This is a genomic window from Streptomyces sp. ISL-12, from assembly GCF_018614415.1.
In the GTDB taxonomy this organism is placed as follows: Bacteria; Actinomycetota; Actinomycetes; order Streptomycetales; family Streptomycetaceae; genus Streptomyces.
The window spans coordinates 1-14,603 of record NZ_JAGGOO010000049.1 but is presented as its reverse complement, the minus strand read 5'-3'; the positions used below and the strand labels follow the sequence as shown (position 1 = coordinate 14,603).

General features: G+C 73.9%; 10 protein-coding genes. 8 read left to right on the top strand and 2 right to left on the bottom strand.

From position 1 onward, the window contains the following. Positions 1-290 precede the first annotated feature (290 nt). Together J7I94_RS14590 and J7I94_RS14585 are read left to right on the top strand one after the other, a co-directional pair. Positions 291-1,172 carry a hypothetical protein gene (locus tag J7I94_RS14590; protein WP_215167499.1) on the top strand — a complete coding sequence of 294 codons (882 nt, stop codon included), beginning with the start codon at positions 291-293 and terminating at the stop codon, positions 1,170-1,172. Positions 1,173-1,225: 53 nt separating this feature from the next. Beyond that, positions 1,226-5,872 carry a hypothetical protein gene (locus tag J7I94_RS14585; RefSeq protein WP_215167498.1) on the top strand — a complete coding sequence of 1,549 codons (4,647 nt, stop codon included), beginning with the start codon at positions 1,226-1,228 and terminating at the stop codon, positions 5,870-5,872. A gap of 17 nt (positions 5,873-5,889) precedes the next feature. On the opposite strand, the gene solA is transcribed toward J7I94_RS14585, so the two are convergent. Continuing rightward, complete coding sequence (solA, locus tag J7I94_RS14580; protein WP_215167497.1) at positions 5,890-7,044, bottom strand: N-methyl-L-tryptophan oxidase; 1,155 nt, start codon at positions 7,042-7,044, stop codon at positions 5,890-5,892. A 442-nt stretch (positions 7,045-7,486) separates the two neighbouring features. Further along, positions 7,487-8,086 carry a hypothetical protein gene (locus J7I94_RS14575; protein WP_251075158.1) on the bottom strand — a complete coding sequence of 200 codons (600 nt, stop codon included), beginning with the start codon at positions 8,084-8,086 and terminating at the stop codon, positions 7,487-7,489. Positions 8,087-8,504: 418 nt separating this feature from the next. On the opposite strand from J7I94_RS14575, the gene J7I94_RS14570 reads away from it, so the two are divergent. From J7I94_RS14570 to J7I94_RS14545, 6 genes are all read left to right on the top strand, one after another. Then, positions 8,505-11,267 carry a nitrate- and nitrite sensing domain-containing protein gene (locus J7I94_RS14570; RefSeq protein ID WP_215167495.1) on the top strand — a complete coding sequence of 921 codons (2,763 nt, stop codon included), beginning with the start codon at positions 8,505-8,507 and terminating at the stop codon, positions 11,265-11,267. After that, entirely contained in the window at positions 11,264-11,698 is a 435-nt protein-coding gene (locus J7I94_RS14565) for a roadblock/LC7 domain-containing protein (protein ID WP_215167494.1), read from the top strand. The genes J7I94_RS14570 and J7I94_RS14565 overlap by 4 nt, the downstream gene beginning before the upstream one ends. A gap of 9 nt (positions 11,699-11,707) precedes the next feature. After that, complete coding sequence (locus tag J7I94_RS14560) at positions 11,708-12,103, top strand: DUF742 domain-containing protein (RefSeq protein WP_215167493.1); 396 nt, start codon at positions 11,708-11,710, stop codon at positions 12,101-12,103. A gap of 62 nt (positions 12,104-12,165) precedes the next feature. Then, the gene (locus J7I94_RS14555) at positions 12,166-12,771 is read left to right on the top strand and encodes an ATP/GTP-binding protein (protein ID WP_215167492.1); all 606 of its coding nucleotides are present in this window, start codon (positions 12,166-12,168) and stop codon (positions 12,769-12,771) included. A 121-nt stretch (positions 12,772-12,892) separates the two neighbouring features. Then, entirely contained in the window at positions 12,893-13,708 is an 816-nt protein-coding gene (locus J7I94_RS14550) for a M15 family metallopeptidase (protein ID WP_215167491.1), read from the top strand. Positions 13,709-13,755: 47 nt separating this feature from the next. After that, entirely contained in the window at positions 13,756-14,292 is a 537-nt protein-coding gene (locus J7I94_RS14545) for an NUDIX domain-containing protein (RefSeq protein WP_215167490.1), read from the top strand. Positions 14,293-14,603 lie beyond the last annotated feature (311 nt).

Below are 14,603 nucleotides of genomic sequence, written 5' to 3'. Positions count from 1 at the left end.
GACCGGTGCGGCGGGAGGGTTCTGTCCGTGGGGGAGGGGGCGGAGCCCGGGCTCCGATGCGTGGGATCCGCCTGCCGGGTGGCGAGGTGCCCCGGAAGCCGTGACCGGCGCGACGCCATGCCGGGCGCGAGCGTTCTGTCCGTGGGCGAGGGGACGGCCGCCTGGCTCCGACGCGTGGCATCCGCCCGCCGGGCGGCGAGGCGCTCCGGCAGCCGCGACCGGCGCGGCACCACCCCGGACGGCAGCGGCGTCACCGCACAGAAGCGTAAGCACACCGAGGAGTACCGACCGTGACCGAGCCCGTCGACTGGAGCGAAGCCGAGCCGGCTGCCGCGGAGAAGGCCCCCGCCGTCACGCCCGCCGACGCCGCCGACGCGGCCCGGCTGGTCGCCTTCGGCCTCCAGCCCAAGCTGCTGCCCGCCCGTGACCAGGAGTACGCCGACCTGCTGCGCCGCTACCGCGAGGACCCGCCGTTCGCCCGGCTTGCCGACGCCGTGGCGACCGGTCTCGGCCTGATCGTGCTCGAAGTGTCCCCGCGCGCGGGCATGGCCGTCACCGCCGCCGAGGACTCGGTGTTCGCCGTCCGCATGGGCGACTACGCGCGCCGCGCAGCCACCGACTCCGCCGACCGCTTCCTGCACGGCCTCGCCCACCTGGCCGTCGCCGCGATGGCCTTCCCGCGCCCCGAGGACCTCGCCGACGACGGCTACATCGGCCGCGTCACGGTCAACGGAGTCGACGGCTTCGTCCGCCAGGCCTGCCGCCGCCTGGAGGAACGCGCCGCCGAGCAGGGCGAGAACACCGACCCGGTCAGCGACGCCCCCGGCCTGGAGTCCGCCTGGCGGATCTGGGTCAGACGCAGCGCCACCGGCGCCACCAAGGACGCCCGCCGGCTGCCCGGCTCGACCACCGGCATCGTCGCCAAGGCCGTCGCCTTCCTCACCGACTCCGGCTTCCTCCAGCGCACCGGCGACGACCACGGCGGTACCTACCGCACCACCGCCCGCTACCAGCTCCAGGTCCGCGACCTGGCCGGCAGTGCCGCCATGGCCGAGTTGCTGGACCTGGGCGTGGTCCCGGTCACCGACGGCACCCCCACCCTGCTGCCCGCCGAGGACACCGACGACCTGGAGCTGGTCGCCGACGCCGGCCTGCCGTTCCACTCCGCCTGACCACCGCCTGACCACCGCCCCGCCAACTCACCGAAGAACCACGAGAGTCCGCCATGTACGAGCTGTCCCGGGTCCGCCTCTACTCCATCGGACCCGCCGGTGCGCGTTACGCCGACACCGTGCTTGACCTGCGAGGAGTGGGCCGGCCGGTGCCCGACCCGGCGCCCACGCAGGCGGAGTTCTTCGAGGAGGAGCCGGTCGGCCCGCCGCGCCGCCCCGCCCCCGCCGGCGTGCTCTTCCTGGAGAACGGCGGCGGCAAGTCCGTCCTGCTCAAACTCATCTTCTCGGTGATGCTGCCGGGCCACCGCAACACCCTCGGCGGCGCCAGCTCCGGCGTGCTGCGCAAGTTCCTGCTCGCCGACGACTGCGGACACGTGGCCCTGGAGTGGCAGCACGTGCAGACCGGCGAGTGCGTCGTCGTCGGCAAGGTCAGCGAGTGGCGGGGCCGCCAGGTCTCCAACGACCCGCGGAAGTTCGCCGAGGCCTGGTACTCCTTCCGGCCCGGCCCCGGACTGACCCTGGACAACCTCCCGGTCGCCGAGTCCACCGCCGTACGCCCGCCCGTCGAGGGCGCCTCCGGCGCGCAGGGCCGGCGGCGCACCATGAAGGGCTTCCGGGACGCGCTCACCGACGCCGGGAAGGCGTACCCGCACCTGGAGGTGCACTGGGAGGAGATCCACGACCGCTGGATCGAGCACCTCGGCGACCTCGGCCTCGACCCCGAACTCTTCCGCTACCAGCGCGAGATGAACGCCGACGAGGGTGAGGCGGCCGGCCTCTTCGCCGTCAAGAAGGACGCCGACTTCACCGACCTGCTGCTGCGCGCCGTCACCGACACCCGGGACACCGACGGACTCGCCGACCTGGTCAGCGGCTTCGGCAACAAGCTGGGCCGGCGTGCCGAGCTGATCGCCGAGCGGGACTTCACCGCGGGCTCCGTCGACCTGCTCGGACGGATCGTCGAGGCCACCGAGGCCCGCGCCCGCGCCCGGGAGATCCACACCGCCGCCGAGCGCCGCACCCGCACCCTCGCCCGCCGGCTCTCCGCCCGCGGCACCCGCGAGCGGGCCCGCGCCGCCGACCTGGCCCAGCGGGTCACGGCCGCCGCCTACGCCGTCACCCACGCCGAATCCGCCCGCGAGCGCAGCGCTCTGGTCGCCGCCGAACTCGCCTACCGGCACGCCTCCCTGGCCCTGGCCGCCGCCGAGAAGTCCGCCGCCGCGCAGAAGCGCGAGCTGGCCGACGCCCGCACCCTGTACTCCGCCTGGCAGGCCGCCGAGGCCGTACTGCGCCACCGCGCCGCCACCGACCGCGTCACCCGCGTCTCCGCCGCCATCCAGGAGGCCGAGCGGGACGCCGCACCCGCGCTCGCCGCCCGCGCCAAGGCCGCCGTCGACCTGGTCCGCGCCCTGCACGCGGCGGCCGGGAAAGCCGAGAACCACGCCAACGAGGAAGAAGAGCGGTCCGCCGCCCTCCAGGACACCGGCGACGCCGCCCACCGGGACGCCACCGCCGCCGCCACCGAGGCGCAGCGCGCCCGCAGCGAGGCCGGACACCTGCGCCAGCGGCTGACCGAGGTCGAGCAGGAGACCGCCGAGGCGGTCCGCGCCGGCTGGCTCGACGACAGCGCCCCCGACGCCGACCCGGCCCGCGCCGCCCTCGCCGCCAGCGACGCCGAGGAGACCGCCGTCGCCGCCTGGGACACCGCCCGTGAGGCGGCCCGCCGGGCCACCGAGCACGCCCGTGAGGCGGCCGCCGCCGAGAGCCGCGCCGAACTGACGGCGGCCCGCGCGGCGGACGCCGCCACCGCCGCCCGGCAGGCCCGGGACGCCGAACACCGTACGGCCGGGGCCCTGGCGGCGGAGGAACGCCTGGCCGAACTGCTGGGCCTGGCCGCCGGAACCCGCCCCGGCATCCCTGGGCCGCGTCGGGACCGGCCGGACTCCGGCCCCGACGCGGCCCCCGACGCCCCGTCCGACCCACCCGCCCCCGGCGAGAAACCTCTCACAGCCGAACAACTCGACCGCTTCGCCGACGAGCTGGGCGAGCTCCTCGACGACTCCGTCTCCTCCGCCGAACGCCAGCTGTTCGACCTGCGCACCGCCGCCGCCGACGACGCCCGCATCCTCGGCGCCCTCGGCGACGGCGGGCTGCTGCCGCCCGGCCCGGACGTGCTGGCCACCGTCGAGTTCCTCGGCGAGCACGGCATCCCCGCCCTGCCCGGCTGGCGCTACCTCGCCCAGGCCGTCGACCCTGCCGACCACGCGCGCGTGCTCGCCGCCCGGCCCGAGCTGGTCGACGGCGTGATCATCACCGACCCCGACTCGCACGCCCGCGCCCGCGCCGCCCTCGGCGACGCCGCCCTGCTGCCGCGCTCCACCGTCGCCGTCGGCACCGCCGCCGCCCTGCTCGCCCCCGCCCCGGCCGCCGACTCGGCCGACGAGGACGTCTTCCTCGTACCGCCGAACCCCGCCATGCACGACGAGCACGCGGCCGACGAGGAGCGGCAGGCGCTGCGCGCGCGGGCGACCGAGCGGGACGAGGCGATCCGGCGGCTTGCCGCCCGGCTCGGTAAGGACCGGGAGCTGGCCGCGCGGCTCGCCTCCTGGCGCACCGGCTGCCCGGCCGGCCGCCTCACCGAGCTGGTGCGGGCCGCCGAGGAGGCGGACGCGTTCGCCGAGGAGTGCGAGGCCGAGCTGGCCGAGGCCCGCACCGTGCGGGCGGAGGCCGACGAGACCGCCGCCGAGGCCGTCCGCGTACGCGACGAACGGCAGGAGGCCGCCCAGAAGGCCCGCCGCGCCGCCGACGCTCTCGCCGGACTCGCCTTCCGGCTGCGCGAACGCGCGGGCTGGCAGGCGAAGTTGCGAGAACTGGCCGACGAGGCGGCCGAGGCCGAGGCCCGCGCCCAGCTCTGCTTGGAGAAGGCCCGCGCCGCCGACGAGGACCGCCGCGCCGCACAGCGCGCCGCCGACGACGCCCGCCGCACCGCCCGCGCGCTGCGTGCCGAGCGCGCCGAGATCGCCGGCGCCCCCGACGACGTACCGGAGGACGGCACCGAGGCGCCCACCGCGTCGCTGCCCGCGCTCCGCGAGGCCTACCGGGCCGCCTCCCAGCTGTACGAGAAGGTCGGCGTCGGCGCCGACCTGCGCGCCGAGCAGGCCCGCGCGGAGAGCGACGAGAGCGCGGCCCGCGCCGAGCTGGACCGGCTCAGCAACAAGGTCCGCACCCGCGCCGAGCAGCTCCTCCAGTCACCGGACGGCTCGGACGGGCCCTCCCGGCAGGCCGCCGCCGCCCGCGCGGAGGAGCTCGTGCAGCTCCTGGAGACCCGTGTGTCCACCGCCAGCGAGCAGCTCGGCCGACTGCGCGGCGAGGCGGAGCGGCTGGCTCCGGAGGACGCCGATTCCCACACCGACCTGCCCGAAGAACTGATCCCCGGGGACGCCGAGCACGCCCAGGCCCTGCTGCGCACCGCCACCTCCGAACTGGCCGCCCGCACCGAGGCGTTGAACCAGTCCCGCGAGGCGCACGCCGAACTCCTCGACGCGCACCGCGCCGCCGAGGACGCGGCCGGCGGCTTCGACGAGATCGCCGCCCTCCTGCGCGACCTGCTGCGCGAGCAGCCCGCCGACGAGGAGCACGAGGACCCCGAGCCGTACCCCGGCACCCTGGAGGAGGCCCGGCAGTCCGCCGCCGAGACCCGCCGCTCGCTGCGCGGCTGCGCCGCCGACCTGTCCGCCGCCGAGGGCGCCGTGCGCGAGGCGAGCGACGTCCTGGTCCGGCACGCCAACTCCACCCGCTACGAGCAGGTCCGCACCCCCGCCCGGCAGCAGATCCGCGAACTGCCCGCCGCCGCCCTGCCCGAGCACGCCCAGAAGTGGGCCGACGCGTTCGCCCCCCGGCTGCGCGTCCTCACCGACGAACTGGCCCAGCTCGAACGCAACCGGGATTCGATCGTGGACCGGCTGCGCGGCCTGGTCGAGTCGGCCCTCGCCACCCTCCGCTCCGCCCAGCGCCTGTCCCGGCTGCCGGAAGGGCTGGGGGAGTGGTCCGGGCAGGAGTTCCTGCGCATCCGCTTCGAGGAACCCGACCAGGCCACCCTCACCGAGCGGCTCGGCGAGGTGATCGACGAGGCGACCCGGGCCGCCGTCAAGAAGAACTCCGACCTGCGCCGCGACGGCATGTCCCTGCTGCTGCGCGGCGTCGCCGCCGCCCTCCAGCCGAACGGCGTCGCCGTCGAGATCCTCAAGCCGGACGCGGTACTGCGCGCCGAGCGCGTCCCCGTCGGACAGATGGGCGACGTCTTCTCCGGCGGCCAGCTGCTCACCGCCGCCATCGCCCTGTACTGCACGATGGCCGCCCTGCGCAGCAACGACCGGGGCCACGACAAGCACCGCCACGCCGGCACGCTCTTCCTCGACAACCCCATCGGCCGCGCCAACGCCACGTATCTGCTGGAGCTGCAGCGGGCCGTCTCCGACGCGCTCGGCGTCCAGCTCCTCTACACCACAGGCCTGTTCGACACCACCGCGCTCGCCGAGTTCCCGCTGGTCATCCGGCTGCGCAACGACGCCGACCTGAGGGCCGGACTGAAGTACATCAGCGTGGAGGAACACCTGCGGCCCGGCCTGCCCCAGCAGTCCGAGGGCGAGGCCGTGCACAGCGAGATCACGGCCACCCGGATGTTCAAGCGGCCCGCCTGACCCTGGGTCCCCAGGCCCTAGCCGGACGTGGCGAAGCGGGCGGGATCGAACAGCCCGATGGGGTGGGCGGTGGTACCGGTCAGCGCCAGATCGGCGAGGATCTCCCCGACCACGGGCACGAACTTGAACCCGTGCCCGGAGAAACCGCACGCCACGGTGACCGAACCGGGGTGCGCCGGGTGCGGGGCGATCACGAAGTGCTCGTCAGGAGTGGTGGAGTACATGCAGGTCGCCGCCTTGAGGAAGGCGCCCGGCAGGCCGGGGAGGAGCCCGGAGACCTGGTCCGCCATCGCCCGGACCTCCTCCGCGCGCACCGTCCGGTCGATGGTCTCGGGCGTGGTGGGCGCCGACTCCCGGCGGAAGAAGGCGACCTTGGCACCGCCGTCGGGACCGTCGATCGCGGGGAAGCCGTAGACCTCGACACCGGCCGCGTCCTCCCAGATGTAGACCGGGTGCCGCTCGGGACGGTAGGGCTCGACGCCTCCGGTCGGCCGGAACCAGTACATGACCTGCCGCTCGATGGTGATGTCCACTCCGATGTCGGCCAGCAGCCGAGGCGCCCACGCGCCCGGGCAGATCACCAGCCGGCCCGCGGTGTAGGTGTTCTCGGCGGTGTGCACGATCACGCCGTCCCGGTACGGCTTCCAGCGGGTCACCGGCTCGTCGAAGTGCAGGTCGGCGCCCTGCCGGGTGGCGAGCTGCAGCTGGGCGGCGACCGTGTTCTCCGGGCGCAGCAGTCCCGCCTTCGCCTCGTACAGCGCGACCTCGTCGTCACCGGGCGTCAGCGTCGGGAAGCGGCGGCGGATCGCGGAGGCGTCCAGCATCTCGTGCGGCAGGTCCCACGCGCGGGCCGAGCGCAGCGCGCCGGACACGGGCCGGGAGTCCGGGCGGCCGACCATCACCCCGCCGCACAGCACGGCGATCTCCCGGCCGGTGGCCCGCTCCAGATCCTCGTACAGCTCGTAGGCGCGCAGCAGCAACGGTACGTACGCCGGGTCCTCGAAGTAGGACTGCCGGGTGATCCGGGAACCGCCGTGGCTGGAGCCGCGGTTGTGCACCGGCCTGAACTTCTCCAGGCCCAGCACCCGGGCGCCGCGCGCGGACAGGTGGTGGGCGGCGGAGCTGCCCATTCCGCCGAGGCCGATGACGATGACGTCGTAGGTGGGGGACATACGGGGCGCCTCCTGGCGGCGGGTGCGGATCTGCTCTGCTCCGGGTCGAGCAGCGGCTCGGCGTGTCTCCTTCCCCGCACGGCGCCGTTCCCCTCGGACCGTCCCTGACCCACCGACGCCCGGCACGACGCCACTCACGTGCCGGCCACCTACTCCGGTCGCCCTGGCCAGGCCACTCCCGGCCACCCGCTCCGGTCACCCTGGCCAGGCCACTCCCGCGACCCGTGCCGACCACCCTTGCTCCTACGCCACCCCCGTCACGGTGATGGCCGGACGACCGCGGTCTCCTCGCCGTGGGGCGACCGCGCGCCGACTGCGGGCCGGACCACCGCCCGTACTCCACATGCCGAGCCTCCGCACCGGGCGGGACACATACCCTCGGTCCTGCCCCGAACCACGCCCGGGGCCACCACGCGCACCGGCCGTCGCGAACCGCGCGGCCTCAGGGATGCGACAGCTGCTGCCCGCCGCGGCCCCGGCGCCGTATCCGCTCCTGGGCGCGCTCGGCGGTCCGTGCCTGCCGACGGGCCCGGCGTCGTTCGCGCCGCAGCGCCCGCGCCGTGCTGTTCGGCATCGAGATCACGCCGTGCCGCTGGTTCCAGACCTGGCGCGTCACCCACACGTCGAGCACGCCCCACGTCGCCGCCACGGTGCTGGCCACGCTGCTGAGCAGCATGGGGAAGGCCAGCCAGGACCCGGCCATCGTGCACAGGAAGGCCACCATCGCCTGGATCAGCGTCACGGCGACGATGATCACCGCCCGCACGGCCGCCGTCCGTACGGGGTCCGGCAGCCGGCGCCGCCGCGCCGGTTCCTCCACCCACAACGGCCGGTAGCCCGGCCGCTCCCGTATCGCACCGGCCCCGCTCCCCGACGGCCCACCAGCGACGGCTGCCGCCCGCGCACCGCGAGCCGCCCCGCCCGTACCGCCACCGCGCCTCGCCGCCGGAACACCGTGACCCGGTACCTCCGGCCCTGTCTCCCCGCCCGGTCGCGCCGCCCCGTCGTTCCCGGGCGCCTCGCGCCGCTCCGCCGTGCCCATCAACGTGTCACTCCCCACCGCCAGCAGACCGCTCGCCCGTCCCCGAAGACCCGGCTCCCCTGTGGCTGCCCGGCTTGCGCTGTTCTACGCCGCATGGACGCGGCATGCGGCACCCTGTGGCCGATTCCACCCCCATCTCCCACAAAGAAAGACGATCGACGCCCCCTCAAGATTCCCGCCGGACGCGGAAATCCGGCCAGCCCCTCCACCACGCCGGACGCGCCCGCCCCCGCACCGCCACCCGGCCGGAGGCCGCGATCTCCCGTAATGAGCGGACAACTCGGGATCTCGTGGCGAGGGTACGGAAGTACAGCTTCCGGACGGGTCTTCGAACCATCAGCCCGTCAGTAGTAGGCTCACGCCGTTTGTTGACGTGAATCGGCACCCCCGTCCGGTGGGGGTCGAACTGGGGGAGGCCATGCGCTTTCGCGGGAATTCCATCCGCCGGAAGATCGTGGCGCTGCTTCTCGTGCCGCTGGTCGCCCTGACCGCGGTCTGGGCCTTCGCCGCGGTGCTGACCGGACGGGAGGCCACCCGGCTGTTCAGCGTGTCGACCCTGGTGGAAAAGGTCGGCTACCCCGTCGAGGACACCGTCCGCGTGCTCCAGCAGGAACGCCGCCAGACCCTCGTCTACCTCGCCGACCCCCGCGCCTCCAACGCCCTCTCCGCCCTGCGCCGCACGCGCAGCGTCACCGACGAGGCGATCGCCGACGTCCGCCGCCACGCCGCCGACCCCGACGTCCGCGACGCGCTGAGCCAGGGCGAGGACGAGCGGCTGACCGCGGCGCTGGACGCCTTGGCCGGCCTCGGATCGCTCCGGCGCAGCGTCGAGGGCGGCGTCGTGAACCGGTCCCAGGCCCTCGGCTTCTACAACCGCCTGGTCGACCCCTGCCACCTGTTGCTCGCCGACCTCAACGTCATCGACAACGTCACGCTGGACAAGCAGTACCGCGCCCTCGTCAACCTTTCCCGCGCGCGTGAGCTGCTCTCCCGCGAGGACGCCCTCCTCGGCTCCGCCCTGGTCACCGGCGGACTCGGCAGCGACGAGATCGACGACATCTCCGACCTGGTGGCCCAGCGCACCCTGCTGTACGACGTGACGCTGCCGCTGCTGCCGGCCGCGGAGCGGAAGCGCTACGAGCGGTTCTGGCAGGAGGCATCCTCCGCACCGCTGCGCGCGGCCGAGGGGACGGTCGTCGCCTCCAGCGCCGGCATGCCCGGCGGCATCGACGCCAAGAGCTGGGACACCGTCGCGGGGGACGCGCTGGAGGAACTCGGCGCCCTCGACGACGGGGCCGCCGACCGGTACGAGAACCGGGCCGAACCGGTCGCGATGGCCGTCATCACCAAGGCGGTCGTCGCCGGCACCCTGGGCGTCCTGGCCCTGTTGTTCTCCGTCTTCCTGTCCGTACGTATCGGCCGCGGCCTCATCCGCGACCTCAAGCAGCTCCGCCTGGAGGCCCATGAGGCCTCCGACGTACGCCTGCCCAGCGTGATGCGCCGCCTCTCGGCCGGCGAACAGGTCGACGTGGAGACCGAGGTCCCGCGCCTGGAGTACGACAAGAACGAGATCGGCGAGGTCGGCCAGGCGCTCAACACCCTCCAGCGCGCCGCCGTCGAGGCGGCCGTCAAGCAGGCCGAACTCCGCTCCGGTGTCTCCGAGGTCTTCGTCAACCTCGCCCGTCGCAGCCAGGTCCTGTTGCACAAGCAGCTCACCCTGCTCGACACCATGGAGCGCCGTACCGAGGACACCGAGGAACTCGCCGACCTGTTCCGCCTCGACCACCTGACCACCCGTATGCGCCGGCACGCGGAGGGCCTGGTCATCCTCTCCGGCGCCGCCCCCTCCCGGCAGTGGCGCAAGCCCGTCCAGCTGATGGACGTCGTACGGGCCGCCGTCGCCGAGGTCGAGGACTACGAGCGCATCGAGGTGCGCCGGCTGCCGCGCATCGCCGTCACCGGCTCCGCGGTCGCCGACCTCACCCACCTGGTCGCCGAGTTCCTGGAGAACGCCACGGTGTTCTCGCCCCCGCACACCGCCGTGCAGGTACTGGGCGAGCGCGTCGCCAACGGCTTCACCCTGGAGATCCACGACCGCGGCCTCGGCATGGCGGCCGAGGCCCTGCTGGAGGCCAACCTCCGGCTCGCCGAGACACCCGAGTTCGAGCTGTCCGACACCGACCGGCTCGGCCTGTTCGTGGTCAGCCGCCTGGCCCAGCGCCAGAACGTCCGCGTCTCCCTCCAGCCCTCTCCGTACGGCGGCACCACCGCGGTCGTCTTCATCCCGGACGCGCTGCTCACGGAGGACGCCCCGGACACCAACGGCGTCGGCTTCCGCCTCGACCGCCCTGACCGTGCCGACCGCCCTGACCGCTCCGACCGTGCCGGCCGCCGCGACCGCGCCGCCGCTCGCGAGGAGAACCGCCGAGCGGCCCTGTCCGAGGTGCCCGTACGGCTGCCCGGCGGACCCTTGCCGCCGCTCGACGGCCCGGTCGAGCTGGAGGCACCGCTCGGCTCCGCCGGAACCGGCGCACTGGACGAGCCGACGGCCCGGCACGACCGCCACCACCGGGAAGAGCCCGACCCCCGGGGCGGCCCGGGCCGGCACGACACCCAGGGCCGGTACGAACCGCGGGAAGCGACCGGCGACCCCGCGCCGCTGCCCCGCCGCCAGACTCCCAAACTGGTCAGCTCCCACGGCCGCCCGGTCCCCGAACGGCCCCGCGGGAGCGGGCCGGACGACACACCCGCACCGGACGAGGCCCACGACGCACTGCCCGCCCTGCCCTCCCGCCGCCGCGGTACGCCCCGCACGGACGCCGGAGCGACGGAAGGCACCCCGGGCACGCCTGAAACCCTGGGTACGGCCGACGACGGCTCGCTCCCCCTGCCCCGGCGGGTACGCCAGGCCAGCCTCGCCCCCCAGCTGAAGCGCGAACAGGAACGCGAGCGGCCCACCGGGGACCGCACCGACGGCACCGACCTCGCAGACCGGGACGCCGAGGAAGTACGCAGCCGCATGGCCTCCCTCCAGCGCGGCTGGCAGCGAGGCCGCCGGGAGAACGCCGCCGACGACACCCTCAACGGCGCGGCACCACAGCCACAACGATCACCACAACCAGAACAAGCACCACAGGCACCACAAGCACCACAAGGAACGAACAAGGGGGACGGTCGATGACCGCACCGAAGACGACCGGCCACAGCGCGACCGGCGCCAGGGAGCTGAACTGGCTCCTCGACGACCTGGTGGACCGGGTCGCGAGCATCCGCAAGGCCCTCGTCCTCTCCGGCGACGGCCTGGCCACGGGCGCTTCCAAGGACCTGACCCAGGAGGACAGCGAGCATCTCGCCGCCGTCGCCTCCGGCTTCCACAGCCTCGCCAAGGGCGTGGGACGCCACTTCGAGGCGGGCAGTGTCCGGCAGACGGTCGTGGAACTCGACGACGCCTTCCTCTTCGTCACGGCCGCCGGCGACGGCAGCTGTCTCGCCGTCCTGTCCGACGCGGACTCCGACGTCGGCCAGGTCGCCTACGAGATGACCCTCCTCGTCAAGCGGGTCGGTGCGCACCTGGGCGCCGCGCCCCGTACCGATCTGCCCTCGGGCGGGTAGTGAGGTGACATGAGCGCAGACGGTCAGGGAAGACACCACTGGTTCGACGACGAGGCCGGCCCGGTCGTCCGTCCGTACGCCATGACCCGGGGCCGTACCACCAGTCCGGCCCAGCACCGTCTCGACCTCATCGCGGTGGTGGTCGCCGAGGACCGGGCGGACGATCCGGAGGCGGACACCTCCCTGTCCCCGGAACACGTCGACATCGTCGGACTGTGCCGGGACGAACCCCAGTCGGTCGCCGAACTCGCCGCCGGCCTCGATCTGCCGATCGGAGTGGTACGGGTTCTCGTCGGAGACCTCGTCGACGCCGGATTCGTACATGTCAACCGGCCGGTCCCACCGGCCGAACTCCCGGACGAAAGCATTCTGCGCGACGTGATCGCCGGCCTCCGGGCGCTGTGACCGCCGTACACCGCCGTACACCCCCATCCAGCACAGCCAGCACCGAGCAGGAGAGAAGACCGATGATCTTCGGGCGTTCCGAGCGTGGCAAGCCGCCGGTCGAACCCGTCACGCTCAAGATCCTGGTGGCCGGCGGCTTCGGCGTGGGCAAGACCACTCTGGTCGGCTCGGTCAGCGAGATCAGGCCCTTGCGCACCGAGGAACTGCTCACCGAGGCAGGCCGCCCGGTCGACGACCTCAGCGGCGTGGAGGGCAAGCACACCACCACCGTCGCCATGGACTTCGGCCGCATCACGCTGCGCGAGGGCCTGGTGCTGTACCTCTTCGGCACGCCCGGTCAGGAGCGGTTCTGGTTCATGTGGGACGAGCTGTCGGAGGGCGCCCTCGGGGCCGTGGTGCTCGCCGACACCCGCCGCCTGGAGGACTGCTTCGCCGCCATCGACTACTTCGAGCGGCGTGCCATTCCCTTCGTGGTCGGCGTGAACTGCTTCGACGGCGCCCCCCGTTACCCGGTGGACGCCGTCCGCCGCGCCCTCGACCTGGACGAGGAGGTACCGATGGCCATGTGCGACGCCCGGGACCGGGAGTCGGTGAAGAGCGTCCTGATCGACGTCGTCCAGCACGCGATGGCGTCCACGGCCGTCCGCCGCAGCACCGTCACCACCTGAGCCGATCCTCTGCCTGCTTCCCGCACTCACAAGGCGCCGACGTCGTCGACGACACCGGTCGAACACCCCGACCGCATACAACCGCTTCCGCGACGGAACGCCGTCCGTATATGCAAGAGCCATGACACGACAGGCAAGAGACACCTGGGCACGCCGCCTGGTCACCACGCTCGCCGCCCTGCTCGCGGTGACCACCGTCCCCGCCACCGCACACGCAGGCACCGAACCCAAGGCCCCTGCGGACTTCGTCGCCCTGAGCAGCGTCGCCCCGACGATCCTGGAGGAGATCCGCTACTCCACCCCGCACAACTTCGTCGGCGAGCCCATCGACGGCTACCGGCAGCCCCTGTGCATCCTCACCCGCCCCGCGGCACAAGCCCTGGGCAAGGCCCAGGCCCGTCTGCTGCGCCAGGGCTACTCACTCAAGGTCTACGACTGCTACCGCCCGCAACGCGCCGTCGACCACTTCGTCCGCTGGGCCCAGGACCTCGACGACCAGGCGATGAAGGCGGAGTTCTACCCGAACGTCGACAAGACCAGGCTGTTCGCCGACGGTTACATCGCGGAGAAATCCGGCCACAGCCGCGGCTCCACGGTCGACCTCACCCTCGTGCGGCTCCCGGCGCGGCCGACCCACCCCTATCACCCCGGACAGCCCCTGGTGCCCTGTACCGCTCCCCAGGCCGAGCGCTTCCCCGACAACTCCGTCGACATGGGCACCGGTTTCGACTGCTTCGACACCCTCTCCCACACCGCCGACCCCCGCGTCCAGGGCACCCAGCGCGCCAACCGGACGCTGCTCAAGAGCACTCTGGAAGACCTCGGTTTCGTCAACCTCGCCGAGGAGTGGTGGCACTACAGCTTCAAGCCGGAGGCATACCCCGACACCTACTTCGACTTCCCGGTGTCCAGAGCGTCCCTGACCGGCCGCCCCTGAACCGCCCACCGGAGACGACGATTCCGCCATCGACTACAGTCCGCCGCGTGTCCGAAACCCCGACCTCCGTTCCCCACCCCGTACCGGGCTCGCACTGTTCGAGCTGCGGCACGCCCTACGGAGAGGGCGTCTCCGGCTGGCCCCGCACCTGCCCTGCCTGCGGTACCACGGCCTACCGCAACCCCCTGCCGGTAGCCGTCGCCCTCCAGCCCGTCTACGACACCCAGGGCACCGCCCTGGTCGTCATCACCCGGACCGTGTCTCCCGCGCGCGGGGGCACGGCTCTGCCCGGCGGCTACGTCGACGATCGCGAGGACTGGCGGCAGGCCGTCGTCCGCGAACTCGGAGAAGAGACGGGCATCGACGCCGCGAGCCGCGACGTACGCCTCGTAGACGCCCTGAGCGCGCCCGACGGCCACCTGCTCCTGTTCGGCCTGCTCCCCGAACGCCCGGTGGAGGGACTTCCGCCCTCCACCGCCACGGACGAGACCGACGGCTGGCACCTCCTGCGCCGCCCCGAGGAACTCGCCTTCCCCTTGCACACCGTCGCCGCGCGGGCCTGGTTCGACGGCCGCTACATCTGACCGCCCGCCCCACTCGAACGCGCCCAACGCGTCACATCTGATCGCCGGCCCACCGCAGACGCGTCCGCGCGCCAGGCGCGTCCCCCGCAGTCACCGCGCCAGGCGCGTCCCCGCAGCCACCGCGCCGGGCGCGGCCCCCGCGACCCCTCGCGCGGTACGGGCAGGCTCGCTGCCCCCGAACGCCCCGCCCCGGCCCCCGCGACCCTCGCACGGTACGGGGCACGCCCGCTACGCCCGAACGCCCCGCCTCACCCCAGCCCCGAACCGGAGCGCCCCTCCCGCGCCGCCGCCCCCCGTTATCTTTTTCGCGG